Source organism: Leifsonia sp. 21MFCrub1.1, assembly GCF_900107895.1.
GTDB classification, from domain to species: Bacteria; Actinomycetota; Actinomycetes; order Actinomycetales; family Microbacteriaceae; genus Leifsonia; species Leifsonia soli.
In genome coordinates this window covers 1,186,576-1,211,140 of the sequence record NZ_LT629867.1, presented here as the reverse complement: position 1 = coordinate 1,211,140, position 24,565 = coordinate 1,186,576, and the positions used below count along the sequence as shown (strand labels likewise).

The following is a 24,565-nucleotide window of genomic DNA, read 5'->3' as shown; positions in this document are numbered from 1 at the left end:
CGAGGGCAGGACCGCGCCAGGATCGTGGAGTGTCCGAGCTGCTGATGCGCATCCACAGTCCCGAGTTCCAGGCGATGTCCGAGCGGGTGCTCGAGGTGACGGCCCTGACCTCCCGCCTCAACGTCCTCCCCTTCGACGACGAGGAGGGGAAGGCCGCACTGTTCGCGCAGATCCTCGGTCGCCCGCTCCCACCGCGGACGACCATCTATCCGCCGTTCTTCACCGATCACGGCCGCAACCTGGAGCTCGCCGAGCGGGTGTTCATCAACCAGAACTGCACGTTCCTCGACTACGCCGGCATCCGCCTCGGCGAGCGCGTCATGGTCGCGCCGAAGGCGACCTTCATCACCGTCGGCCATCCCGTCGGCACCGACGACCGTCGCATCTGGCTCACCGGCGGTCCCATCATCGTCGAGGAGAACGTGTGGATCGGCGCGGGCGCCACCATCCTCCCCGGCGTCACCATCGGCCGCGACTCCGTGATCGCCGCGGGCGCCGTCGTCGCGGAGGACGTCCCCGCCCGCACGCTCGTGGCCGGGCCGAAGGCGGCGGTGCTGCGCGGGTGGTGACGGCCACCACGCAGATCAGCGTCAGATCGGCACGAGCTCGGTCGCCTTGCCGAGCAGTTCCAGCTCGAGCGCCCGCTGCACCGCGTCCGACCGCGACGAGACGCCGAATTTCTGGAAGATCGCGCGGATCTGGGTCCGGACGGTGTTGGGCGAGACGTACAGGCGCTCAGCGATCTCCGGTCGGGTCAGGTGCGTCTGAAGGTAGGGAAGCACCCGCTGCTCGGCCGCGGTGAGCGCCACCGACTCTGCACGACGCTCCAGCGTCCGCGTGTGCGTGGCGAGCAGATCCCGCGCGGCCGCGATCCGCACGTCGAGGGCGTCGCCCGGCACACCGGGCGGAAGGATGTCGTCGATCTCGTCGAGGAGGATCCGCGCCGCGTCCGCATCGCCGACCATCAGCTGTGCGCGGACGAGGAGCAACCGTGTCGGGATGCCGAGGAGCGGCACGGCGCTCCCGCAGCGCTGACGTTCCGACATCGCCCGGGCCAGGTACTGTCCACCCGACAGCCGTCGACCGGCATGGAGCTCCACACAGGCGGCGGCCGCGTGGGCGTACGCCGACATGACATAGCCTTCGATGCCTCCCGCACGGATGGTGTCCAGGGCTCTCTCGACGTGCGGCGTCGCGCGGTCCCACGCTCCGGCCTCGATCGCGAGGAAGGCGAACTCGGACTCGCAGATCACGATGGACGCCGGATTGCCGTGGGCGCCAGCGAGGTGGATCGCCTCGCTGAGCACGACCGTCGCGCGCTCCTCGTGGCCAGCGTGGAGCAGGGTGCTGCCCAGGATCTGGATGGCGGGGTCCCGCCACGGGCTCTCGAGCGGTTCGACCTCGGCGGCGAACTCGGCGTCCTCGAGGGCCGAGGCGATGCCGTCGCGCATCATGATGGCCCGGATCATGGCCTTCGCCGAAGCGACATTGATTCCGGCGGCGTCGGCGTGATCGGGAACCATCCCCAACAGGGTTCCCCACTTCCGGGCGTCGTCATCGGATCCTGCGAGGACGGCGAACCAGGCGAACACCACGACGGCTGACGGGTTCGCGAGGAGGTTGGCGTCGCCGATCTCGCGCAGCCAGCGGCCGAGTGTCGCGCTCTCCCCCGCCTCGTAGGCCGGGAGGCCGGCGGCGGTCACCAGGGCGGTCGCGGTGGGGAAATCTCCCGCCGCGATCGCATGATCGATCGCCGCCGGGAGCTGGCCGCGCTCCGCGAACCAACGCGACGCGCGGGCATGCAGCGTCGGCACGAGCGAAGCCGACTCGAGCTGCAGCTGATCCGCCAGGTACTCCTTGAACAGCGGATGCAGGCGGTAGGCGCGGCCGTCCGCGTCCGCCGTGACGAAGAGCTGGCGCGATTCGAGGTCGCGCAGGACCCCGATCGAATCGGTGCGCTCCAGGACCGCGTCGCACAGGTCCGGGATGTGGGTCCCGAGGATCGAGGTGCGCAGCAGGAACTGCCGGGTGTCCTCGGGGAGGTCGCGCACGCATTCCCGGTAGAGGTAGTCGGCGAGCGCGCTGTTGTCGCTCGTGACGGCGAACGGCCGGCTGCGCGAGAGCAGGGCGTACATGTGCAGCCCGGCCGCCCAGCCATCGCACCGCTCCACCCATTCGGCAAGGATGCCGGGGGCTACACGTGCGCCGGCTTCTGCGGCGATCCTCGCTGCCCCGGCGACGTCGATGCGCAGCTCGGCCGCTCCGACCCTCGACGCGGACATCGCCACCCGCTCCCGGGCCAACGCCGCAACGTGCTGCCGGCTCGCCAGGACCACCTGCGATCCGGCCGGCACCCGAGCCAGAGCCACCTCCAACGCGTCGATGCACCCGACCGTCTTCAGCACGTGGACGTCGTCGATGAACAGGACGAACGGCCGTTCGCACCGGGAGAGCGCGAGCGCCAGCGCCGGGGCCAGCCTGCTCAGCACTCCCGTCTGGGTGGTCGCGATCTGTGTGAAGACCGACTCGGCCTCCGACGCGAACGCCGTGCACACCCGCGCGAGAAGGCGGATCACGGCGGCCGGGTCGTCATCGTCCTGACGGAGCGTGAGCCACCCCGTCGCCCGGTCCTCGACCTGCTTCCACTCGGCGAGGAGCGACGTCTTCCCGTATCCTGCGGGCGCCTCGACCGTGACGATCCGGGAGTTGCCGGCGCGGAGCGACCCGATGAGGTCCTGCCGGTGAACGTACGCCGCGTCGAAGAGCGGAGCGGTGGTCTTGCTCTCGAAGAGGAGAGCCTCCACGTCGTCGTTCGCCGAACCCATCCGATACTCCATCGCCGCACCGGCTGAAAGGCTCGTGCGAGCCCGCCAGGACATCATCCCTATTTAGATGCATTTATACCCGGTGCTGCGCAGTCGTGGAGAACGCATCCTGCGATCGTGGACAGAGGAGGCGCCCTGCCGGACGCACTCCGGAGCGCTCGAGCCGCGAGACCTCGTCCACGACGTTCGCGTCAGTCGGCCGTGGGGAGGTGAGCGGTAGCCGGATGCGTCACTCGGCGGACCAGAGCTCCTCGGCCTCGATGGTCAGATCGATCAGCTGGCGCAGAAGCCCGCCCATCGATGTCGATCTCAACAGGGTGTACCTGTCGTACTCGCCCAGCGGGGCGATCGCCGCCAGTTGCCATACCGCTGCGACGGGATCGTCCGCCAGCTCGATGTCGGCATCCGAGTCCGGGTCCGCGACCCGAGCGATCACACGGCGGACGACTGCTTCTGCCTCAGTCCGCAGGGGTGCGAGCTCTTCGGACCATTCCAGATCCGGCAGCGTCGAGAGCTCGGCCTGGGGATACGGGTCATCATCGACCCAGCGCTCGACCGTGACCCTCCTGGTCCCCACGGCGATGATGAGCAGGTCGTCGGCGCGCGCGGCGGCGCTCACCAGACGCGCCATCGTCCCGACCGAGGCGCGCTGGTCGCCGCCCCCGGCTTCGGGTCCGCGCTCGATGAGGACGACGCCGAACTCCGGTTCGTCCTCGTCGAGCAGTCGCCCGACCATCGTGAGATACCGCGGCTCGAACACACGCAGCGGTATCGGCACGAAGGGGAACAGCACCGATCCGAGCGGGAACATCGGCGAGGCGGCCATACTCCAGTGAATCACCGCTGACATAGAGTGAACAGGTGCCCCGACCGCGCCCGGAGATCCCAGGACCGGGACAGGAGTCCGTGTGGGACTACCCGCGGCCGCCGCGCATCGAGCGCGTCGACGCGTCCGTCACGATCCGTCTGGGCGGGCAGCTCATCGTTGAGACCCGAGACGTCGTCCGTGTGCTCGAGACCAGCCATCCGCCAGTCTATTACCTGCCGATAGCGGAGTTCGTGACCGGCGCCCTGGCCGACGCGGACGGCTCATCGTTCTGCGAGTTCAAAGGAACCGCGCGATATCTGGACGTGCGAGGCGGCGTCGAGCTGCGGTCCGCCAGCGCGTGGAACTACCCGCGCCCGTCGCCGGGATTCGAGTCGCTCCGAGACCGCGTCGCCGTCTACGCACAGCAGATGGACGAGTGCACGGTCGACGGCGAGGTCGTCACGCCCCAGCCCGGAGACTTCTACGGCGGCTGGATCACACGTACCGTCGTCGGGCCCTTCAAGGGGTCCCCCGGCTCACGGAACTGGTGACCGCGGGAGGTGCTCGGGGTCGCGCCCGGCTTCTGATGTGGTGGCTGACGACGGCGCGCGGCAAAAACCCCAGGTCAGCTACACATTAGACCGGGACTCGACCACATGCCCTCGTTTTGCAACGTCATGCAAAATCCCGCTCGGAGAGTTTCAGCCCGACTACGCGGCGAAAGATGAAGTCGATGCAGGCACTGACCCGATCCTCGTGGATGATCACCGAAGAGTAGCTGCCGTCGAAGTCGCCGACCTCGTTACCTCGCAGATACGGAGCCGGGGTTGAACGGTTATCTTCCGAAAATCCCTCCCACGCGTCGATCAGCTCGGGTCGATCGGTCAATATCCGATGCATTTCACCGACTATTACTCGCCTATCAGCGATTGCGGGCAATGAAAAGTCGAAGAGCTCTCGAAACGAGCCCTTCCATCCTCTCGACGTGATGGGAATGTCGCACAACGCCTCAACAGAGTGCGGTTCTGGACGCATGTCTTTGAGTATCCCAGCCATTGCGATTGCGGCCGAGCTTGTGTTGATCGGCGTCTCCTCAGACTTACACGTTGAAGCGGAACTCGACCACGTCGCCGTCGTGCGCTGAGCTGACGATCGGCGACGGACCCGAGCAGATGTTTCCGCGCCCAGTGGTACTTCGCCCCGCGGGTTGTCGGGCGCATGTAGGAGGATGGAACCCATGAACCAGCACGGGCCTGGCGAGCAAACGCAGCCACCACCTCAGATCCACTTGATTGGCGGCGTGAACTTCTCGACCTGGCCGGACCTCAAATGGGCCCGCGGGAACACCCATGCCAAAGCACTGGAGGCCAGTTTTCTTGAGTGGTCGGCGAGCGCTCCGGTATCGGTCGAGGGCGTCTTGAGAGACGACCATCAGGGAATCGATTTCGTCGCGCGCGTGCCCCGCGGCATCCCCACCCACGAATGGGCACTCCTGCTCGGAGACTCCCTGCACAACTTCCGAAGCGCATTCGACGCGCTCGCCTGGGGCATGGCGCATTTTGGCGACTCGCTGCCCACTAAGCCCAAGCATATTCAGTTCCCCATCTGTAACGACGAGAAGCAATGGACTGACACGGTGAAGTCGTGGGTCGGCGAGCTCGATCCCGAGTTCCAGCATCGACTCCACATAATGCAGCCGTTCAACTACGCGACTGCTGGGCAAGTCTGGATACTCAAGATGCTTCATGACCTCGATATTCAGGACAAGCACAAGGACTTCCTGACTGTGTCGGCGGACATGAACGGTCTGGGTCTCGACGGGGCTGTGTTCAAATACAAAGACATTGATGTGATCGCGACGCCCCGACTGGAGATGAGAACTGATGCAAAGTTCGGAGACGGCGCGGTACTCGGGTCCCTGCACGCAGGGGCGACTATTGAAATGGTCGGGCAAGTATTCCTGACGCCAGCAATGCGCGTTCAACTGACCTGGGGCGGTCAAGTCTTCGACGTCGCTTCTTTGCTTGAGCAGCTCGCCACCGAGACACGGCGCTACCTAGACATCTTGATGCACGGACTCGCCCCAAGCCATAACGACGAAGGCGACTGGGCGCCCCTCGACGTCGATACGACACCGGTTTAGCAGCCACGGCTGTAGACCGAAACGCCAGACCGCCGCGGCAGACCCAGGGCCAAGCGCGCGAGGACGGCAAACACCTAACTGCGACGGAACTCGATTACGTCTCATTACGGCGAGCTACTTCCAGCCGAATCTAAAGCACCAACGCAACGCAGGAACGGCCTCGTACCTCAATTCGGGACAATGCCCTGCGAACGTTTGTGCGCTCTGTTCGCGGGCCCTCTCACCGACCACGCCTCCGATCGTTCCGACCGCTTGGGTGGTCAGGACGTAACTGTGGGTGTGAGCGTCGCGAGTTCTCGGTCGTCGAGGACGGCCAAAATCGGCTCTTCGACATTTCCATCGGCGAGCTTCAACTCGATCGTGTACAGTCGGTGCCCCTTCGGCAGTTCACGCACCCGGACGACTTCACCGGTAAAGGGCTGACCGCCCCACAGCAGCGGGACGACATCTCCGAGCTTGTGCTTACGCAGCCGTACAGTGCGGGCGTTCCGCGGGTGCTCTGCGACCCGAACCATCTCCGCCTCCCTCACCACGGTGCGTGCCCCATCAGCTTACTCAAGTGCACTGTGACGACGCTGTCGATTCCGATGGTGATCGCGTTCAGCATCGTCCGCCACTTCCTCGCGTGCACGAGGTCCAACGGTTGCACAGCCCGCACCTCCGCGAGCTTCTTTTCGTCGTTGTGCGCGATCGCGTTGCGCGCATCGTTCAGCCGCGTCAACTGGGTATTCCAGTGCTCGCGCTTGGCCTTACCGTACATCGCTTCCAACGAGTCCCACAGGATCAGGCCGAACGCCTTATAGTCGCTCCCAAGAGCGCTAGGCGTGGGGTTCTGCCTATCCAAGGATCGGCCGCTTGCGAACTGCGAACGAACTACTTGGCGGATCGTCGGGTCAGGCACCGTCGTCGCATTCACAAACGCGTAGATTGACTCGTCATGTAACTGCCGGGCGAACCCCTGGAACTCGCTGCTGAGTCCAGTGATCAACGCGAAGTTGATCTGCACCGTGAGCGTCTGTCGCCCTGGCAAACCCGTCCGCAGCCGGTCGTGCGCGGTCAGCAGGTCGTCGATAGCCCTCGCTCTTCGACCATGCCAGTCAACCAACGCCTGTGACGTCATAGGGCTCAGCGTAACGGCCCACCACTTTCCCGCGCCGCCACCCCCGATTGATCCTCGGCGGGAAGTGGCCTTGAGATCGAGAAGCGCCCCCGAACCACAATTCCGGGAAGTCGTCTTCGCGCACCAGTGGCCGCCGCACTCAACGCGACAGGATGGTGAGCTCCGATGCGTTGCCGAGGATAGACATAACAACCTTCATGGCGTTCCCCGGCTGCCCCTCCACCCTCTTGATGTCGGTGTCGATGAGAGGCGCATCGATCGCAACCTCAGCTGGCCCATCCACGACGGCAGTGAAGGACCAACTCGTACCGCGTTTGAGCAGGGCCGGTCCCAGCAACACCGTAGCTTCGGCGCCTGCGGCGCCGACCCCCGGAGAACTGATCTGCGGATTCCCAGCGGTCTCCGTGACTCCATAGAACATCTTGTCGAAGCTGATGACGATGGGCTTGGCACCGTCGAAGTGTGCTGACGTTAGGTCCCGCGGACCGGAGTTCGTCAGCGCCACTGTGACGAGATGCGGATCATCAACGGGCAGATCACGGTAGGTGACAGCGAGCGGCCCGGGCTTGACGCCATTGGGCAGGATCGCGGCCGCGATAACGGGCAAATCGAGGCGCGCGTTGCGGTTGCCCCACTTCCGAGTAGCCCACACCGTGACCGGAACTGCTACGACTGCAACGACGAGGGCCGCCCAGCCGACCCATGCGCTCACGTCCACCTCGACCCCCAACCGCTCCGATCAGCCCTTAGACGTAGACTGTGATCCAAACCGGAATTCGACCACGTCGCCGTCCTGCATGACGTAGTCCTTGCCCTCCATGCGCGCCTTGCCGCGCGAGCGGGCCTCGGCGATGCTTCCGGCATCCATCAGGTCGTCGAAGGAGATGACCTCCGCCTTGATGAAGCCCTTCTCGAAGTCGGTGTGGATGACGCCCGCCGCCTGCGGGGCCTTCCAGCCCTTGTGGATGGTCCAGGCGCGCGCTTCCTTCGGCCCGGCGGTCAGATAGGTCTGCAGGCCGAGGGTGTCGAAGCCGATGCGGGCGAGCTGGTCGAGGCCGGACTCCTCCTGGCCGGTCGAGGCGAGCAGCTCCGCGGCGTCGGCGGCGTCGAGGTCGATGAGCTCCGACTCGAGCTTGGCGTCCAGGAACACCGCCTGAGCCGGCGCGACCAGCGCGGCCAGCTCGGCGCGGCGGGACTCGTCGGTCAGCACGTCCTCGTCCACGTTGAAGACGTAGATGAACGGCTTCGCGGTGAGGAGGCCCAGCTCGCGGACCGGCTCCAGGTCGATCGAGGAGGTCGACAGCGGCTTGCCCGAGTTCAGGTACTCGATCGCGGCGCGCGCGGTCTCCAGCACCACCGGCTCCAGCTTGCGGCCCTTGACCTCTTTCTCGTACCGCTGCTCCGCCCTCTCGAGGGTCTGCAGGTCGGCGAGGATGAGCTCGGTGTTGATGGTCTCCATGTCGCCGGCCGGGTCGGTCTTCCCCGCGACGTGGACGACGTCGGCGTCGCTGAAGCCGCGCACCACCTGGGCGATCGCGTCGGCCTCGCGGATGTTCGCCAGGAACTTGTTGCCCAGGCCTTCACCCTCGCTGGCGCCCTTCACGATGCCCGCGATGTCGACGAACGACACCGGGGCGGGAACGATCCGCTCGCTGTGGAACAGCTCGGCCAGGCGGTCCAGCCGCGGGTCGGGCAGGTTCACCACGCCGACGTTCGGCTCGATGGTCGCGAACGGGTAGTTCGCGGCGAGCGCGTCGTTCTTGGTCAGCGCGTTGAACAGGGTGGACTTGCCCACATTGGGCAGCCCGACGATTCCGATAGTGAGAGCCACGGTCGTCCATTCTACGGGGCGGGCCGGACGCGGCCGCCCGGCTCAGCCCTGCAACGTCGCCCGGTAGCTGCGGGTCACGTACGGCAGCTCGATGATGTCGCGACCGGCGAGGTCGGGATGCTCACGGGCGAGACGCCGCAACGACTGGATCACGGCGGCCTGGCCGTCCGGATCCTTCGTGATGAAGTAGCTGCGCGACCGCGCCAGATCCAGCAGGCCGTCGACCGTCAGGGCCTGCACCCACCGGGTCTCGTGACACTCCAGCGGACCGAACGGCGGCGGGACGACCGGATCGGCTTCGTCGTCGAAAGCGGCCGAGCCCGCATCCATCAGCTCCCCCAGCTCGCGCACCCAGCCGACGCTCTCGTCCCGCTCGTTCCAGATCAGTCCCAGCCGGCCGCCGGGGCGGAGCACCCGGGCGACCTCGGGCACGGCGCGGTCCGCATCCACCCAGTGCCAGGCCTGAGCGACGACCACCAGTCCGAAGGCGTCGTCCGCCGCCGGGATGCGCTCGGCAGCGCCTTCGCGCGCGTCCACCTCCGGAAGGCGCTCGCGGAGTACCCGCAGCATCTCCGGGGACGGGTCCACCGCAGCGACCTCGCGGCCCCGTTCGACGATGGCCGCGGTCAGCTTGCCGGTGCCGGCGCCCAGGTCGAGCACAGGTCCTTCCACGCCGTCGAGCAGCCAGCCGACCGCCTCCGCGGGGTAGGTCGGCCGGGAGGCGTCGTAGATGTCGGCCGCACGGTCGAACGAGGCGGCATGGAGGTCGCGCAACTGACGGGATCGCATGCGGCCGATCGTACGCGTCGCGCCCGACACCCGCCCGGCCGGGCAGGTGAGGTGCTCGCAGGTGCGCATCCACTCGGTGTGTCGACCGCGACTGCGAGCACCTCGCGGTGGATGCGGCGGCGCGCGGGCGGGATGCCGGGCGGCGTCGGTGGGCCGTGTCAGCATGACGACGTGACCCTGGACTTCACCGCCATCGACTTCGAGACCGCCAACTCCTCCGCCGCGTCGGCCTGCTCGGTCGGACTCGTCAAGGTCAGGGACGGCAAGGTGGTGGACCGGGCGGGATGGTTCATCCGTCCGCCGCTGGGGCACGACGTCTTCCAGGAGTGGAACGTGCGCATCCACGGCATCCGCCCGGAGGATGTGGCGGATGCGGCCGGCTGGGTCGACCAGCTGGCCGACCTGGTCGAGTTCGCGGAGGACGACCACCTCGTCGCCCACAACGCCGGCTTCGACATGGGCGTGATCCGCGCGGCGTGCGCTGCGACGTTCGTCGCGTGCCCGGAGTACAGCTACCTGTGCAGCCTCCAGGTCGCGCGGAAGACGTACCACCTGGAGTCGTACCGTCTGCCGGTCGCCGCGATGGCGGCCGGGTTCGAGGACTTCGCGCACCACGACGCCCTGGCGGACGCGGAGGCCTGCGCCGCGATCATGATCCACGCGGCCCGGCGCCACGACGCGGCGACGATCGCCGACCTGGCCGAGCTGACCGGAGCCCGGCTCGGGCGCATCGGGATCCCGATCGCCGCCTGATCGAGTCGTGACATCATGCCGCAATCCGCGGCGGATTCCGGCGATTCCTCACGTCTCGACGGGAGAGGACGCGGACTCGCGGGGCGCGCAGACGGCAGTGTCGGCGGCTCCTGACACACTGAGGGCATGGACATCCTCGCCCTGCTCCTCGGCCTCCTGATCGGCCTCGTCGTCGGCGCCATCGGCGCGGGCGTCGCCGTCCTGCGGCTCGTGCGTTCGCGACCGGCGGCAGAGCCCGCGACGCCGCTCGTCGACCCGGCTGTGGTCGCCGCGCAGCACCAGGCCGAGCTCGCCGAGCTGCGCGCTGCCGAGACCGCGGTGCAGTCCGAGATCCGTGCCGACCTCGCTGCGGCGCACAGCCGGGTGGATGCGCTGCAGGATCAGCTGCGCGCCGCCCAGGAGCAGTACCGCGAGACGGTGGAGCGGCACCGCGCCGAGGCGGAGGCGCGCACCGAGCGCGAGCGGGCGGAGAGCAAGGTGCTCCAGGCGCTCGCCCCGGTGCGCGAAAGCCTGACCGACATGCAGCGCAAGGTCATCGAGCTCGAGACGCAGCGCAACCAGCAGCACGGGCAGCTCGCCCAGCAGCTGCGGTCGGCGGCGGAGTCCGAGGAGCGGCTGCGCAGCACGGCGGAGGCCCTCGCGTCGGCCCTCCGCTCCAACAGCACCCGCGGCGTCTGGGGCGAGACCCAGCTGCGCAGCGTCGTGGAGGCCGCCGGCCTCATCGAGCGCGTCGACTTCGATGTGCAGTCGAGCATCCACTCGGAGTCCGGCGCCGGGCGCCCCGACATGATCGTGCGGCTCCCCGGCGGCAAGAGCATCGCGCTCGACGCGAAGGTGCCGTTCAACGCGTACCTCGAGGCCAGCCAGATCCCGGCGACGGCGACCGGCCCCGAGGCCGCGCAGCGCGAGGCGCTGCTCAAGCAGCACGTCAAGGCGGTGCGCGACCACATCACCGCGCTGGGCAGCAAGGCGTACTGGACGGGTCTCGAGTCCTCCCCCGAGCTCGTGATCGCATTCATCCCGAGCGAGTCGCTCGTGTCGTCCGCCCTCGAGGCCGATCCGTCGATCATGGAGTTCGCCTTCGGCAAGCGCGTCGCCCTCGCCTCGCCCGTCACCCTGTGGTCGGTGCTCAAGACCGTGGCGTTCAGCTGGCAGCAGGATGTGCTGACGCAGGAGGCCAAGCAGCTGTTCGACCTCAGCCGCACGCTGTACAGCCGGCTCTCGACCACCGCCGGTCACATCGAGAAGCTGGGCCGCTCGCTCGAGCGCACGGTCAAGGACTACAACGGGTTCGTCGGCTCCTTCGAGCGCCAGGTGTTCCCCGCAGCTCGCAAGCTCAACGCGCTCGACGAGTCGAAGGTCATCGGCGTGATCGAAGGCATCGAGGAGGCGCCGCGCGAGCTGACCGCGTTCGAGCTGGTCAGCGAGCTGGAGCCGCGGGACATGCACGGGATCGACAAGCTCGCCATCGAGGAGCAGGAGCGCGCCCGCGCCCTCGAGGCCGAGCGCGACACCGGCGCCGCCTGAGCGCGCGAACGCATCGGCAGGGCCCTCCCGGCCCCGCGTCGCCGGTTCAGAGCTGGTCGGGCTCCAGCCACTTCGCGGCGAGGTGGTCGGCCACGACGCGGCGGGCCGTTCCGGACTTCGAGCGCAGCACGATCGACTCCGTGCGGATGATCGGACCCTTTCGGCGCACGCCCTCCACGAGGCCGCCATCGGTCACGCCGGTGGCCACGAAGAACGTGTTGTCGCCCTTCACGAGGTCGTCCGCTCCGTAGATCTTTTCCATGTCGAGCCCGGCGGCCTCGCCCTGTGCACGCTCGGCGTCGTCCTTCGGGGCAAGCCGCCCCTGCATGAACCCGCCGAGGGCCTTGATGGCACACGCCGTGGTGATGCCCTCCGGGCTGCCGCCGATACCGACGCACATGTCGATCCGCGACTCGTAGCGAGCGGCGTTGATGCCGCCGGCCACATCCCCGTCGAGCAGCAGCCGCGTGCCGGCGCCGGCCGCCCGGATCTCCTCGATCAGCCCCTCGTGCCGCGGGCGGTCGAGCACCGCCACCCGGATCTCGCCGACCGGCTTGCCCTTCGCCTTCGCCAGCTCGCGGATGTTGTCGCCGATCGACTGCGACAGGTCCACGACCCCGTGGCCCTCGGGTCCGGTGACGATCTTCGACATGTAGAAGACGGAGGAGGCGTCGAGCATCGTGCCCCGGTCGGACACCGCGATGACCGACAACGCGTTCTGCCGTCCGGCCGCGGTCAGCGATGTGCCGTCGATCGGGTCGACCGCGATGTCCACCGCCGGGCCGCGTCCGTTGCCGACGTGCTCGCCGTTGAACAGCATGGGAGCGTTGTCCTTCTCTCCCTCGCCGATCACGATGACGCCGTCGAAGTTGACCGTCCCGAGGAACTTGCGCATCGCATCCACCGCGGCGCCGTCAGCCGCGTTCTTGTCGCCGCGCCCGATCCACGGGGTCGCCCGGATCGCCGCCGCCTCCGTCGCCCGCACCAGCTCCATCGCCAGGTTCCTGTCCGGGTGCTGGAAGTTCGTGGCGGTGTCGGTCATGCTCATGATGGGTCCTCCCGGACGGATTCGGAACGTCGTCGTCGATGCCGGTGCGGATGCCCGCCGCCGGACGCTGCCAGTGTATCGACCACCCCGTGCCGCGTGAGGGGGTCTGCACGGATGTTCACCCCCGGACGCACCCGCGCACGCGCGCACCCGCGCATCCGTACGCATCCGTACCCGCGCACCCGCCCGCACGCGACCCGCCCCGGGCCGGACCGGAGCGCCTCGGTATGATGAGGGCGTTCGACACCCCGATCACCAAGGAGCCGCAATGCCCATCGCCACGCCGGACCAGTACGCAGAGATGCTCGACAAAGCGAAGGCCGGCGGCTTCGCCTACCCGGCGTTCAACGTGTCGTCGTCGCAGACGATCAACGCCGTGCTGCAGGGTCTCACCGAGGCGGGGAGCGACGGCATCATCCAGGTCACCACCGGCGGTGCGGACTACTTCGCCGGCCAGACCGTCAAGGCCCGCGCGACCGGAGCGCTCGCGTTCGCGAAGTTCGCGACCGAGGTCGCCAAGAACTACCCCATCACGGTCGCCCTGCACACCGACCACTGCCCGAAGAACGCGCTCGACGACTTCGTGCTGCCGCTCATCGCCGCCTCCGAGGAGGAGGTGAAGGCGGGCCGTAACCCGATCTTCCAGTCGCACATGTGGGACGGCTCGGCCGTGCCCCTCGACGAGAACCTCGAGATCGCGCAGGAGATGCTCAAGCGCACCAAGGCCATCAACGCGATCCTCGAGGTCGAGATCGGCGTCGTCGGCGGCGAGGAGGACGGCGTCCGTCACGAGGGCTCCAACGAGGCGCTCTACACGACCCTCGCCGACGCGGAGAAGGCCGTCGACGCCCTCGGTCTCGGCGAGAACGGCCGCTACATGGCCGCCCTCACCTTCGGCAACGTCCACGGCGTCTACAAGCCCGGCAACGTGAAGCTGCGCCCGGAGCTGCTCAAGGAGATCCAGGACGGCCTCGCCGCGAAGTACGGCCACGGCCCGAAGCCGCTCGACCTCGTCTTCCACGGCGGATCGGGCTCGACCGACGAGGAGATCGCCGAGGCGGTCCGCAACGGCGTCGTGAAGATGAACATCGACACCGACACGCAGTACGCCTTCACCCGCTCGATCGCCGGCTACATGTTCGAGAACTACGACGGCGTGCTCAAGATCGACGGCGAGGTCGGAAACAAGAAGGCCTACGACCCGCGCGCCTGGGGCAAGGTCGCCGAGTCCGCCATGGCCGCCCGCGTCGTCGAGGCGACGAAGCAGCTCGGCTCGGCCGGCCACTCCGGCAAGTAGTATCCGCGGGCGGCGGATGCGTCACGCGCCGCCGCCCGCACCACGCGCACCGCGCGCACCAGCAAGGGAGGCGGCCACGATGGCCGAGCAGGAACCGCAGCCGGACGACCGGCCGCGCCCGCAGTACGGGGAGCTCGCGCCTCCCGGCTGGGTGTGGCGTCCGCCCGCGGACGCGGACCGCCTCGACACGTCGCGTCCGCTGGAACGGGAGGACGACGTCCCGGCCGCACCCGCGGCCCCGGTCCTCGGCCAGCGCCCGCCGGAAGGCGTCCCGGCGCCGGCCGGCGCCGACGGCCGTCCCGCTCCCACCTGGAACCTCACCCTGACGGTTCTGCTCGGCGTCTTCGGCTTCTTCGGGATGACGTACTCGATCGCGACGCTGCAGGCGATCCCGGCATCCATGCAACTGCTGCACAGCACGAACGGCCTCGGCGAGTACGTTCCTGCGCCGGCGGTGAGCACCCTCGTGCTCGTCGGCTCGATCGTCATGGCCGTGATCTGGGTCGTGTCGGCGGGCTTCGCCGCATGGCTCCTAGTGAAGCGCCGCCTGGCGTTCTGGGTGCCCCTCGTCGCCGGGATCGTCGCGATGGTCGCACTGCTGATCTTCGCCGGAGCGGTGCTCGCGACCGACCCGGTGCTGCTCGGGTTCTACGGCGGGGTCACTCCCCCGACGACGCCGGTCCAGACTCCGTAGCGTCCGGACGCATCCCGGCCGACCGCGTGCGGCTCAGCGGCCGCGACCGCCCAGCGCCCGCGCATCCTGCTTGCCCGAGATGTCCTTGCGGAGCTCCTTCGGCAGCGAGAACATGAGGTCCTCCTCCGCCGTCTTGACCTCCTGGACGTCCTGGTAGCCGGCACCGGCGAGGTCGTCGAGCACCTCCTGCACCAGCACCTCCGGCACGGATGCGCCGCTCGTCACGCCGACGGACGCGACACCGTCGAGCCACTCCTGCTTGATCTCGCTGGCATAGTCGACGCGGTAGGCGGCCTTCGCGCCGTACTCCAGCGCGACCTCGACGAGGCGCACCGAGTTGGACGAGTTGGCCGAGCCGACCACGATGACCAGCTCCGCCTGCTCCGCAACCTTCTTGATCGCGACCTGGCGGTTCTGGGTCGCGTAGCAGATGTCATCGCTCGGCGGGTCCTGCAGGTTCGGGAAGCGCTCGCGGAGGCGGCGGACCGTCTCCATCGTCTCGTCCACCGAGAGCGTGGTCTGCGACAGCCAGACGATCTTGTCCGGGTCATCGACGACGATCGAGTCGACATCGCCCGGGCCGTTGACCAGGGTGACGTGGTCGGGAGCCTCGCCGGCGGTGCCCTCGACCTCCTCGTGGCCTTCGTGTCCGATGAGCAGGATCTGGAAGTCGTCGCGCGAGAACCGCACGGCCTCGCGGTGCACCTTGGTGACCAGCGGGCAGGTGGCGTCGATCGCCTGGAGCCCGCGGGCGGCGGCCGCGTTCACCACGGCCGGTGACACCCCGTGGGCCGAGAACACGACGTGCGCGCCCGGCGGAACCTCGTCGACCTCGTCCACGAAGATCGCGCCCTGCTGCTCCAGCTCGGACACGACGTGCACGTTGTGGACGATCTGCTTGCGCACGTAGACGGGCGCTCCGTACAGGTCGAGCGCCTTCTCGACGGCGACGACGGCGCGGTCCACGCCGGCGCAGTAGCCGCGGGGCGCGGCCAGCAGCACCCGCTTATGTCCGACGACCGGGTTATCCTGAAGCCGTCGCCTGGCGCCGGGAATGCGCGGCATCGGGAGGCTGATGGTTGCGTCGCTCACCCTTCGATCCTACGTGAGCGCGCTGAGCACGGAATGGGAGACGGCGGTGAGCCAGACGACGACGGTCGCCATGCAGGCCGCTCCGCCGACCGTGGATGCTCCGTGGCCCGTCGCGCTGCTCAACAGCAAGATCAAGGGATGGATCGACCGGCTGGGCACCGCCTGGGTCGAAGGCGAGATCACCCAGTGGGGCATCTCAGGCGGCAACGTCTACGGAAAACTCAAAGACCTGAACGAGGACGCGACGATCAGCTTCACGATCTGGTCGTCCGTGAAGGCGCGCATCCCCGCCGATCTGAAGCAGGGCGACCGCGTGGTGGCCGCGATCAAGCCGAATTTCTGGGTCAAGGGCGGCACGCTCACCATGCAGGTCTACGACATGAAGCACGTCGGCCTGGGCGACCTGCTCGAGCGGCTGGAGCGGCTGCGCCAGCAGCTCACCGCCGAGGGCCTGTTCGCGGTCGAGCGCAAGAAGCGCCTCCCGTTCCTCCCCCACACCATCGGCCTCGTGACGGGCAAGGACTCCGACGCCGAGAAGGATGTGCTGCGCAACGCCCAGCTCCGCTGGCCGCAGGTGCGCTTCCGGGTCGTGCACGCGTCCGTCCAGGGCGAGCGCACCGTGACCGAGGTGGTCTCCGCGATCCGCACGCTCGACGCCGACCCCGAGGTCGAGGTCATCATCGTCGCCCGCGGCGGCGGCGACTTCCAGAACCTGCTCGGCTTCAGCGACGAGCGGCTCGTGCGGGCCGCAGCGGCAGCGCTCACGCCGATCGTCAGCGCGATCGGCCACGAGGCCGACCGGCCCCTGCTCGACGAGGTGGCCGACCTCCGCGCCTCCACCCCCACCGACGCGGCCAAGCGGGTGGTGCCGGATGTGGCGGAGGAGCTGGCGCGCGTGCAGCAGGCCCGCGCCCGCATCGGCATCCGCGTCACCCAGCGGATCGCCCACGAGATCGACCGGATCGGCCACCTGCGCACCCGGCCGGTCCTCGCCTCGCCGTCGTGGATCGTCGACGCGCGCGCCGAGGAGCTCACCCGTTACGTCGCCCGCGGCACCGAACTGGTCGCCCGGCGCGTCGAGCGTGAGACGACGCGGGTCGCCGAGCTGCGCGGCCAGCTCCGGGCGCTGTCGCCGCAGGGGACGCTCGACCGGGGCTACGCGATCGTGCAGACGCCGGCCGGCCACGTCGTGACCGACCCGGCCGAGGCATCCACCGGCACCGAGCTGCGGGTCACCGTGTCGGGCGGGTCGTTCGCCGCGACCGCGGGCGACCGGCTTCCGTCGCCCGCCGGCCACGGCACGGCGGCTGGAGTCGACCACCCGTCGGCCCCAGCGGACCCTCAGCGGGACAAATAGAATGGACGTCATGCCCAGTTCCGAGACCGCCCCCGCGGGCGACCCGCTCAGCGCGCTCAGCTACGAAGAGGCGCGCGACGAGCTGATCCGCGTGGTCGGCGAGCTCGAGCAGGGCTCGGCGACGCTCGAAGAGTCGATCGCCCTGTGGGAGCGCGGAGAGGCGCTCGCCCGTCACTGCGAGGAGTGGCTGATCGGCGCGAAGGCGCGACTGGATGCGGCGCGCTCGGGCGCGGGAACCGCTCCGCAGTCCTCAGAGGCCCCGCAGTCGTCAGAAGCTACACAGTCCTCAGAAGTCCTGGGCGGATGAACCCCCGCACCAGCAAGCCGCCCGCGGTCGTCGCCGAGCTCGGCCGCCCGGAGACGCCAGAGGAGACGGCGGCCCGCAAGGCCCAGAACTCGGCGAACCACCGCAACCGGCAGACGATCAACAACCTGATCTACTCGCTCATCGCGACGCTCGCCCTCGTCGCGGTGATCGTGCTCGTCGTGCCGCGGGGCAATCCGACGGCGACGACGGCGCCCGTCGACTACGCCGCGGTGGCCCAGGAGGCGCAGGGCAGCGAGCCGGACCGCCTGCTCGTGCCGAAACTCCCCTCGACCTGGACGTCGAACAACGCCGAGCTGCGCACCAAGACCGCCGACGGCGTCGACTCCTGGTACATCGGGCTGATCACGCCGAAGAAGCAGTTCATCGGGATCACGCAAGGCTTCGGCGCGAACGACAGCTGGGTGTCGGATCAGGTCGCCAAGTCGAGGATCGCGGGCACCCGCGACATCGACGGCGTCACCTGGGACGTCTACGACAACCGCGCGAGCGGCTCTGGCAACGGCAACGTCGACTACGCCCTGGTGACCAACGCGGGCCACAGCTCCGTCATCGTCTTCGGCACCGCCGTCGACACCGAGTTCCGCACGGTGGCGTCGTCGCTGGCCGATCAGATCCGCTCACTCGGAGGAGGACAATAACCGTGCCGACAACGCGCCCCGGAAAGATCTGGAACGCCATGCTCGAGGGCAACGCCCGCTTCGTCGCGGGCGAGCCGCAGCATCCGCACCAGGATGTGACGCGCCGCGAGGTCGTCGCGGGAGGCCAGGAGCCGGTCGCCGCCATCTTCGGGTGCGCCGACTCCCGCCTCGCCGCCGAGATCATCTTCGACCTCGGGCTGGGCGACGCGTTCGTCGTGCGCAACGCCGGACAGGTCGTCTCCGACTCGGTCGTCGGCTCGCTCGAGTACGCGGTCGCCGTGCTGAACGTCCCGCTCATCCTCGTGCTCGGCCACGACAGCTGCGGCGCGGTGGCCTCGGCCATCGCCTCCCAGGCCGCCGACGCCGACCCGCTCCCGCCGCACATCGCCGACCTGATCGCGCCGATCGTCCCCGCCGTGCACCGTATCGCGGGCCCGGGCGCCGTCGACCCGTCCGGGGTCGATGCCTCGGCGGTGGGACGCGAGCACCTGCGCGACACCGTCTCCGACCTGCTCGCGCAGTCGGAGATCATCTCCTCCGCGGTCGCCGAGAACACCCTCGCGATCGTCGGAGCCAACTACCGGCTCGCGGAGGGCCGGGTCGTCCCCGACGTCGTCGTCGGCATGCGCGACTGACACCAGCTCCCGCCAACAGAAAGGAAACACACACCGTGGTGGACACCCCGGCGGACGCCGAGTACCGCATCGAACACGACACGATGGGCGAGGTGCGCGTCCCGAAGGACGCCCTGTACAGCGCGCAGACGCAGCGCGCTGTCGAGAACTTCCCCATCTCGGGCGACGTGCTCGAGCCGGCCCAGATCGCCGCCCTCGCGCGCATCAAGAAGTCGGCCGCCCTCGCGAACGCCCGGCTGGGCGTGCTCGACCAGGACATCGCCGACGCGATCGCCGCCGCGGCCGACGAGGTGGCCTCCGGCGCACACGACGCCGAGTTCCCGATCGACGTGTACCAGACCGGATCCGGCACGTCGTCGAACATGAACATGAACGAGGTGCTGGCGACGCTCGCCTCGCGCCGCCTGGGCCGCACGGTGCACCCGAACGACCACGTGAACGCCTCGCAGTCCTCCAACGACGTCTTCCCGACCTCGGTGCACATCGCGGTGACGGGTGCGCTCATCGACGAGCTCATCCCGGCGCTCGACCACCTCGCCGTCTCGCTCGAAGCCAAGGCGGAGCGGTGGGCGGAGGCCGTGAAGAGCGGCCGCACGCACCTCATGGATGCGACTCCGGTCACCCTCGGCCAGGAGTTCGGCGGGTACGCCGCGCAGATCCGCTACGGCATCGAGCGCATCCGCGCCGCCCTCCCCCGCGTCGCCGAGGTCCCGCTCGGCGGGACGGCCGTCGGCACCGGCATCAACACCCCGCTCGGCTTCCCGCAGCTCGTCATCGAGCTGCTGACGGAGGAGACCGAGCTGCCGGTCACCGAGGCGCGCAACCACTTCGAGGCGCAGGCCAACCGCGACGCGCTGGTGGAGGCGTCCGGCGCCCTCCGCACGATCGCCGTCTCGCTGACGAAGATCTCGAACGACCTCCGCTGGATGGGCTCCGGCCCGAACACCGGACTCGGCGAGCTGCACATCCCGGACCTCCAGCCCGGCTCCTCGATCATGCCCGGCAAGGTGAACCCGGTCATCCCGGAGGCCGTGCTCATGGTGGCGTCGCGGGTCGTCGGCAACGACGCGACCATCGCCTGGAGCGGCGCGTCGGGCCTGTTCGAGCTGAACGTCGCCATCCCGGTCATGGGCACCGCGCTGCTGGAGTCGATCCGTCTGCTCACCCAGGCCAGCCGCGTGCTCGCCGACAAGACGATCGACGGGCTCGAGGCCAACCTGGAACGCGCCCGCGCCTTCGCCGAGTCGAGCCCGTCGATCGTGACCCCGCTCAACCGGGTGATCGGGTACGAGGCCGCCGCGAAGGTCGCCAAGCACGCCGTCGCCAAGGGCATCACCGTGCGGGAGGCCGTCATCGACCTGGGCTTCGTCGAGCGCGGCGAGGTCACCCTCGAGCAGCTGGACGCCGCCCTCGACGTCCTCTCGATGACGCACCCCGGCTGACCCTCCTCTGTCGAGTACGCAAAAACTGCACGCAGAATCAGCATTCTGCGTGCAGTTTTTGCGTACTCGACGGGGCGGGGGCGTCGTCGGTGAGCGGGAGGAACGAGGCGCACTGCCAGCGCTGCGTGGCCGCCGCCTGTGGGCTGGTCGCCGCGGACCAGGGCGGATAGACCCGGAAGCCGCGCTTGCCCCCCACACCGTCGACCGAGACGACACCACGCGATGCGAGCGTCTCGCTCGGGAACACGAACGCCCCGACGTCGCTCCCCTCGCGCGCGACGACCACCAGCCGACGCTGATCGCCCACGTCGAATGGCTCGGTGCCGCCGTCGGACGCACGACGCCAGACGGCGACGAACAGACCCGACTTGCGCGGCGTCACCCGCGCCGACCGGAACCGCACCAGGCCGCCCGGAGTCTCGCACGCGGCAGCGTCGTATCCGCCGTTGTCGGCCTCTGGGTGCAGCTCTCCGCGCGGGACGCCCAGCGCATCCATCACGCTCAGCACCCGCTGGATGTCGGCAGCAGTCATGCGCCCTCCCCCGTCATCGACGAAGACGAGGGAGGGCGATGATTCATGACGGGCGACGGGCGACGGGCTACGCGAGCTCGTTCGCCTCCAGCATCTCGGTGACCAGGGCCGCGATCGCGGAGCGCTCCGAGCGGCTCAGCGTGACGTGCGCGAACAATGGGTGGCCCTTCAGCGTCTCGATCACGCTGGCGACGCCGTCGTGGCGCCCGACCCGGAGGTTGTCGCGCTGCGCGACGTCGTGCGTGAGCACGACGCGCGAGTTCTGACCGATCCGGCTGAGCACCGTCAGCAGCACGTTGCGCTCCAGCGACTGGGCCTCGTCCACGATCACGAACGCGTCGTGCAGCGACCGGCCGCGGATGTGCGTGAGCGGCAGCACCTCGAGGATGCCGCGGTCGAGCACCTCGTCGAGCACGTTCTGCGAGACCAGCGCTCCGAGCGTGTCGAAGACCGCCTGGCCCCACGGGTTCATCTTCTCGCCCGCGTCGCCGGGCAGGTAGCCGAGCTCCTGGCCGCCGACCGCGTATAGCGGGCGGAACACCATGATCTTCTTGTGCTGCCGGCGCTCCAGCACCGCTTCGAGGCCCGCGCAGAGCGCGAGCGCCGACTTGCCCGTACCGGCACGGCCGCCGAGCGAGAGGATGCCGATCTCCGGATCGAGGAGGAGGTCGATCGCGAGCCGCTGCTCGGCCGAGCGCCCGTGCAGCCCGAAGACGTCGCGGTCGCCGCGGACCAGCTTCACCTCGCCCTCGGCGACGACGCGGCCCAGGGCCGAGCCGCGGTCCGAGTGGATGACGAGGCCGGTGTTGATCGGGAGGTCGTCGGCCAGCTCCGTCCGCATCCACTCGTCTTCGTACAGCGCGGCCATCTGGTCGCTGCCCAGCGAGATGTCGGCGAGGCCGGTCCAGCCGGAGTCGACCACCTGCTCGTGCCGGTACTCCTCCGCGGCGAGGCCGATCGAGGCGGCCTTGACGCGCAGGGGAAGGTCTTTGGAGACGACGGTCACGTCGAGCCCGTCGTTCGACAGGTTGAGCGCGACCGCGAGGATGCGCGAGTCGTTGTCGCCGAGCTGCATTCCGCTCGGCAGAACCGACATGTTCGAGTGGTTGAGCTCCACCCGCAGCGAGCCGCCGTCCCCCACGGGGATCGGGAAGTCGAGCCGCTCGTGCTCGACCCGCAGGTCGTCGAGGTTGCGCAGCGCCTGCCGCGCGAAGTACCCCAGCTCGGGGTCGTTGCGCTTGCCCTCGAGCTCGCTGACGACCACGACGGGGATGACGACAGCATGCTCCGCGAAACGGAAGATGGCCTTCGGATCGGAGAGGAGGACGGACGTGTCGAGCACATATGTGCGCTCACTCGTCTTCGCCGCTCCCGCTGCCTCGCCGTTCGACCGGGTTGCTGCCTGTCGGGTTGCTGATTCCGCCACGACCACTCCCACCCCGCCGCTCCCTCGGGAGCCGGCGGATCTCACTGACGAGACGGCCGCTTGGTTTCGAGACGAACTTTTGTGGCCGTCTCGATCGGGCGCGGTGCCCGATGCGTCGAACCTACGCCCGGCCGCCGACACCCGTCCGACCGCGGGACAGCGTGTCGTGTTTCGTTCAGGTGAACATTCACCCCCCGTTCTGGGAGGGTGGCGCGGGACGCCGCGGAGCGCCCGATCAGGCGGCGGACGCGTACGAGGTGAACGCCGCCCGCAGCATGTCGAGCGTCTCGGCCGTGGTGCCCGCGTGGACGCTGATGCGCACGTTCGTCGCCCGTACCGAGGCGGAGACGCCGTGGTTGTGCAGGGAGGCGCCCAGCACGGTCAGCTGCTCGGGCAGCGGCTCCAGCACGATCATGCCCGCCCGCTCCGCCGGGCTCCGCGAGGAGCTGACCGGCACCGCGAACTCGTCCGCGAGCTGCAGCACGCGCTCGACGTTGTCGGAGATCGCCGCGGAGATCGCGCTGACTCCGACCGAGGCCACCTCCTCCAGGGCCGCGGCGAAGCGCGCCTGCGCCACCCGGTCCGGGTTGGAGACGGAGAAGGCGCCAGCACCGCGCACCGGCTCGAGCACTTCGTCCCACGGCTGCTGCGGCCCGGACCCGGTCCAGCCGCTGAAGACGGGGGTGAGGTGGTCGACCGCGCGCTCGCTCAGCGCGAGGAATCCCGTGCCCCAGCCCGCGCGCATCCACTTCTGGCCGCCGGACACGACGACATCGGCGACCTCCCACGGCGCGTCGACGACGCCGAAGCCCTGGATGGCGTCGACGATCAGCAGGCGGTCGCCGATGACCTGGCGGATGCCGTCGATGTCGGCGAGGTACCCCGTCCGCGAGTCGACGAGGCTCACCATGACGGCGGACGTGCTGTCGGTCAGCTGCTCGCGGATGCGCGCAGGCGTCACGCGGCCCCCGTCCGTCTCCAGCCAGGTCGGCGTGATGACGCGCAGTGCCCGCGCCGCGCGCTCGGCCGCGTAGGTGAGAGAGGGGAACTCGGCCAGCGACAGGAGCACGTCGCCGCCGGTCAGCCCGAAAGCCGCGTGCAGCAGCCCGCTCGACGCGTTCGGCTGGAACGCCACCTGGTCGGCGGGGAACCCGGTCAGGGCGCTGACCGCGTCCCGCACCCGTTCGTCCTCCGCGCCCATCCGGTCGATGGTGCCGAAGCGCGCCTTGGAGAGGATCTCGTACTGCCCGATCGCCTCCGCCCGCACGGTGGCGGACAGCGGACCGACCCGTCCGTAGTCCAGATATCCGGGCTCTTCGCCGAACCCGCGGGCATACTCCTCGACCGTCGTCACCCTCCGATTCTGGCCGAGCCGACCGGCCAGCCGGAAATCGGGGACGAAACGGAACAGGCGGCGCCGCGTGCCGCGCTCAGCCGCCGAAACGGCGATTGCGGCGCGAGTAGTCGCGCACCGCGCGCAGGAAGTCGACCTTGCGGAGGTCCGGTCCGAGCGCCTCCACGAAGTAGAACTCGCTGTGCGCGCTCTGCCACAGCATGAAGTCGCTGAGGCGCTGCTCCCCCGAGGTCCGGATGACGAGGTCGGGATCGGGCTGGCCTCCGGTGTAGAGGTGCTCGCCGATGAGGTCGGGCGTGAGGAGGTCGGCGAGCGTCTCCAGGCTGCCGCCCTCCGCGTGGTGGGCGGCCACGATGCTGCGCATGGCGTCGGTGATCTCCTTGCGGCCGCCGTAGCCGACCGCGAGGTTGATGTGCATCCCGGTGTTCGCGGCGGTGCGCTTCTCCGCATCCGCCAGCGCCTCGAGCAGCCGGGGAGGGAGGCCGGTCGCCGACCCGACGTGCTTGACGCGCCAGTCGCGGTAGTGCGAGAGGTCGTCGGCCAGCTGGGCGATGATGTCGATGAGGTCGCCGAGCTCGCCGCTCTCGCGGTTGGTGAGGTTGTCCGACGACAGCAGGTAGAGCGTGACGACCTGGATGCCCAGCTCGTCGCACCACTCCAGGAACTCGTGCATCTTGGCGGCGCCCGCGCGGTGGCCGTGCGCGACGGTCGTCATCCCGGCCTGCCGCGCCCACCGGCGGTTGCCGTCGATGATCATGGCGACGTGCTTCGGGAGGGACTCACGATTGAGGTCACGGCGGAGGCGTTTCTGGTAGAGCCCGTAGAGCAGCCCGCTGGCCTCCAGCCGGCCCATCCCCGGCGTTCCGCGTCTGCTCACGCTGCTACGTTAGCGCGGTCGAGCGGGGCCGGCTCACAGCATCCGGCCA

26 protein-coding genes are annotated in these 24,565 nt (G+C 69.1%); 12 read left to right on the top strand and 14 right to left on the bottom strand.

Annotation, left to right across the window (positions count from 1 at the left end; genetic code table 11):
• Positions 1-29 precede the first annotated feature (29 nt).
• On the top strand, positions 30-569 hold the full coding sequence (locus BLW09_RS05715) for a sugar O-acetyltransferase (protein WP_089909626.1): 540 nt from the start codon (positions 30-32) through the stop codon (positions 567-569).
• 21 nt (positions 570-590) lie between these two features.
• Here BLW09_RS05715 and BLW09_RS05710 read toward each other — a convergent pair whose 3' ends face one another.
• Together BLW09_RS05710 and BLW09_RS05705 are read right to left on the bottom strand one after the other, a co-directional pair.
• On the bottom strand, positions 591-2,825 hold the full coding sequence (locus tag BLW09_RS05710) for an AAA family ATPase (protein ID WP_089909625.1): 2,235 nt from the start codon (positions 2,823-2,825) through the stop codon (positions 591-593).
• A 229-nt stretch (positions 2,826-3,054) separates the two neighbouring features.
• Positions 3,055-3,651: an LON peptidase substrate-binding domain-containing protein gene (locus BLW09_RS05705; RefSeq protein ID WP_089909622.1), complete on the bottom strand. Its 597-nt coding sequence runs from the start codon at positions 3,649-3,651 to the stop codon at positions 3,055-3,057.
• A 35-nt stretch (positions 3,652-3,686) separates the two neighbouring features.
• Between BLW09_RS05705 and BLW09_RS05700 the strand changes: the two genes are divergently transcribed.
• On the top strand, positions 3,687-4,184 hold the full coding sequence (locus BLW09_RS05700; protein ID WP_089909618.1) for a DUF427 domain-containing protein: 498 nt from the start codon (positions 3,687-3,689) through the stop codon (positions 4,182-4,184).
• 124 nt (positions 4,185-4,308) lie between these two features.
• Here the strand turns inward: BLW09_RS05700 and BLW09_RS18880 are convergent, their stop codons facing one another.
• On the bottom strand, positions 4,309-4,668 hold the full coding sequence (locus tag BLW09_RS18880; RefSeq protein ID WP_157696908.1) for a hypothetical protein: 360 nt from the start codon (positions 4,666-4,668) through the stop codon (positions 4,309-4,311).
• Between the two features lie 202 nt (positions 4,669-4,870).
• Here BLW09_RS18880 and BLW09_RS05695 point away from each other — a divergent pair, with 202 nt between their 5' ends.
• Positions 4,871-5,776 carry a hypothetical protein gene (locus BLW09_RS05695; RefSeq protein WP_089909615.1) on the top strand — a complete coding sequence of 302 codons (906 nt, stop codon included), beginning with the start codon at positions 4,871-4,873 and terminating at the stop codon, positions 5,774-5,776.
• Positions 5,777-6,036: 260 nt separating this feature from the next.
• On the opposite strand, the gene BLW09_RS05690 is transcribed toward BLW09_RS05695, so the two are convergent.
• The 5 genes from BLW09_RS05690 to BLW09_RS05670 form a co-directional block, all read right to left on the bottom strand.
• A complete protein-coding gene (locus BLW09_RS05690) occupies positions 6,037-6,291 on the bottom strand; it encodes a hypothetical protein (RefSeq protein WP_157696907.1) in 255 nt (84 codons plus the stop codon).
• A gap of 11 nt (positions 6,292-6,302) precedes the next feature.
• Entirely contained in the window at positions 6,303-6,896 is a 594-nt protein-coding gene (locus tag BLW09_RS05685; RefSeq protein WP_089909609.1) for a hypothetical protein, read from the bottom strand.
• Positions 6,897-7,035: 139 nt separating this feature from the next.
• Positions 7,036-7,608, bottom strand: a complete 573-nt coding sequence (locus tag BLW09_RS05680) for a hypothetical protein (RefSeq protein ID WP_157696906.1) — start codon at positions 7,606-7,608, stop codon at positions 7,036-7,038.
• Between the two features lie 27 nt (positions 7,609-7,635).
• Complete coding sequence (gene ychF / locus BLW09_RS05675; protein WP_089909603.1) at positions 7,636-8,727, bottom strand: redox-regulated ATPase YchF; 1,092 nt, start codon at positions 8,725-8,727, stop codon at positions 7,636-7,638.
• A 42-nt stretch (positions 8,728-8,769) separates the two neighbouring features.
• Positions 8,770-9,516, bottom strand: coding sequence for a class I SAM-dependent methyltransferase (locus BLW09_RS05670; RefSeq protein ID WP_231947092.1), 747 nt, complete (start codon positions 9,514-9,516; stop codon positions 8,770-8,772).
• A 171-nt stretch (positions 9,517-9,687) separates the two neighbouring features.
• Here BLW09_RS05670 and BLW09_RS05665 point away from each other — a divergent pair, with 171 nt between their 5' ends.
• Positions 9,688-10,269: an exonuclease domain-containing protein gene (locus BLW09_RS05665; RefSeq protein WP_231947090.1), complete on the top strand. Its 582-nt coding sequence runs from the start codon at positions 9,688-9,690 to the stop codon at positions 10,267-10,269.
• Positions 10,270-10,395: 126 nt separating this feature from the next.
• Positions 10,396-11,796, top strand: coding sequence for a DNA recombination protein RmuC (gene rmuC / locus BLW09_RS05660; RefSeq protein ID WP_089909594.1), 1,401 nt, complete (start codon positions 10,396-10,398; stop codon positions 11,794-11,796).
• Positions 11,797-11,842: 46 nt separating this feature from the next.
• Here the strand turns inward: rmuC and glpX are convergent, their stop codons facing one another.
• Positions 11,843-12,844, bottom strand: a complete 1,002-nt coding sequence (glpX, locus tag BLW09_RS05655) for a class II fructose-bisphosphatase (RefSeq protein WP_089909591.1) — start codon at positions 12,842-12,844, stop codon at positions 11,843-11,845.
• A 268-nt stretch (positions 12,845-13,112) separates the two neighbouring features.
• Between glpX and fbaA the strand changes: the two genes are divergently transcribed.
• Together fbaA and BLW09_RS05645 are read left to right on the top strand one after the other, a co-directional pair.
• Entirely contained in the window at positions 13,113-14,141 is a 1,029-nt protein-coding gene (fbaA, locus tag BLW09_RS05650; protein WP_089909588.1) for a class II fructose-bisphosphate aldolase, read from the top strand.
• 79 nt (positions 14,142-14,220) lie between these two features.
• Positions 14,221-14,835, top strand: coding sequence for a DUF6264 family protein (locus BLW09_RS05645; protein WP_089909585.1), 615 nt, complete (start codon positions 14,221-14,223; stop codon positions 14,833-14,835).
• Positions 14,836-14,868: 33 nt separating this feature from the next.
• Here BLW09_RS05645 and BLW09_RS05640 read toward each other — a convergent pair whose 3' ends face one another.
• Complete coding sequence (locus BLW09_RS05640) at positions 14,869-15,900, bottom strand: 4-hydroxy-3-methylbut-2-enyl diphosphate reductase (RefSeq protein ID WP_089909582.1); 1,032 nt, start codon at positions 15,898-15,900, stop codon at positions 14,869-14,871.
• Between the two features lie 73 nt (positions 15,901-15,973).
• Here BLW09_RS05640 and xseA point away from each other — a divergent pair, with 73 nt between their 5' ends.
• From xseA to BLW09_RS05615, 5 genes are read left to right on the top strand one after another with little or no spacing between them, the layout of a single operon-like run.
• Positions 15,974-17,284 (top strand): exodeoxyribonuclease VII large subunit, encoded by a 1,311-nt coding sequence (gene xseA / locus BLW09_RS05635; protein WP_231947088.1) that lies wholly within the window; start codon positions 15,974-15,976, stop codon positions 17,282-17,284.
• 1 nt (position 17,285) lies between these two features.
• The gene (locus tag BLW09_RS05630; RefSeq protein ID WP_089909578.1) at positions 17,286-17,591 is read left to right on the top strand and encodes an exodeoxyribonuclease VII small subunit; all 306 of its coding nucleotides are present in this window, start codon (positions 17,286-17,288) and stop codon (positions 17,589-17,591) included.
• Complete coding sequence (locus BLW09_RS05625; RefSeq protein ID WP_089909575.1) at positions 17,588-18,250, top strand: DUF4245 domain-containing protein; 663 nt, start codon at positions 17,588-17,590, stop codon at positions 18,248-18,250. The genes BLW09_RS05630 and BLW09_RS05625 overlap by 4 nt, the downstream gene beginning before the upstream one ends.
• A gap of 38 nt (positions 18,251-18,288) precedes the next feature.
• On the top strand, positions 18,289-18,885 hold the full coding sequence (locus tag BLW09_RS05620; protein WP_172824291.1) for a carbonic anhydrase: 597 nt from the start codon (positions 18,289-18,291) through the stop codon (positions 18,883-18,885).
• A gap of 35 nt (positions 18,886-18,920) precedes the next feature.
• Positions 18,921-20,327, top strand: coding sequence for a class II fumarate hydratase (locus tag BLW09_RS05615; RefSeq protein ID WP_089909570.1), 1,407 nt, complete (start codon positions 18,921-18,923; stop codon positions 20,325-20,327).
• Positions 20,328-20,364: 37 nt separating this feature from the next.
• On the opposite strand, the gene BLW09_RS05610 is transcribed toward BLW09_RS05615, so the two are convergent.
• The 4 genes from BLW09_RS05610 to BLW09_RS05595 all read right to left on the bottom strand — a co-directional run bounded on the left by BLW09_RS05610 (position 20,365) and on the right by BLW09_RS05595 (position 24,492).
• Entirely contained in the window at positions 20,365-20,859 is a 495-nt protein-coding gene (locus BLW09_RS05610; RefSeq protein ID WP_089909567.1) for a MepB family protein, read from the bottom strand.
• A gap of 67 nt (positions 20,860-20,926) precedes the next feature.
• On the bottom strand, positions 20,927-22,291 hold the full coding sequence (locus tag BLW09_RS05605; protein WP_231947206.1) for a PhoH family protein: 1,365 nt from the start codon (positions 22,289-22,291) through the stop codon (positions 20,927-20,929).
• Positions 22,292-22,520: 229 nt separating this feature from the next.
• Positions 22,521-23,639: an aminotransferase class V-fold PLP-dependent enzyme gene (locus BLW09_RS05600; protein WP_089909560.1), complete on the bottom strand. Its 1,119-nt coding sequence runs from the start codon at positions 23,637-23,639 to the stop codon at positions 22,521-22,523.
• Between the two features lie 76 nt (positions 23,640-23,715).
• A complete protein-coding gene (locus BLW09_RS05595; protein WP_089909557.1) occupies positions 23,716-24,492 on the bottom strand; it encodes an isoprenyl transferase in 777 nt (258 codons plus the stop codon).
• Positions 24,493-24,565 lie beyond the last annotated feature (73 nt).